We start from the raw sequence: 409 nt of genomic DNA, 5'->3' as shown, positions 1-409 counted from the left end.
GCCACCCTCGATCTGGACGTGACGACCGGGGAAGAGCTGTGTGCGGCGTTGGATCCGTTGTGCCGACCGATACCGCTACCGGACGGGTCTCCGGACCCCCGGTCGATCAACACCCGGCGGGCCGAGGCGATCGGGCAGGTGCTGCGCACCTATCTGTCGCAGTCGAGGCGTCCGATGTCCGGTGGGGTGCTCCCGCACGTCACCCTCATCCGACCGGGCGCCCCGGGGGTGGGTGATGCGGGTGTGGATCGGTTGGGCTTCGGTGGCCCGGTCTCCGCGGCGACGGCCGATCTGATTGCCTGCGATGCCACGCTGACCTCGGTGATCGTCGACCACACCGGGAATGCCGTTGGATGTCGGGCGCGCCCAGCGGTTGTTCACCCCGGCCATCCGTAAAGCGCTGGCCGTC

The 409-nt window shown here is 69.4% G+C and carries 1 protein-coding gene; it reads left to right on the top strand.

Annotation, left to right across the window (positions count from 1 at the left end):
• On the top strand, positions 1 to 396 hold a 396-nt coding region (locus G154_RS00045; RefSeq protein ID WP_353647186.1), incomplete at its 5' end, for a DUF222 domain-containing protein.
• Positions 397 to 409: the final 13 nt, after the last annotated feature.

The sequence above is a fragment of the Mycobacterium sp. VKM Ac-1816D genome, assembly GCF_000416385.1.
Classification (GTDB): Bacteria; Actinomycetota; Actinomycetes; order Mycobacteriales; family Mycobacteriaceae; genus Mycobacterium; species Mycobacterium neoaurum_A.
The sequence above is the reverse complement of the archived record's forward strand: the minus strand, read 5'-3'. Positions and strand labels throughout refer to the sequence as shown.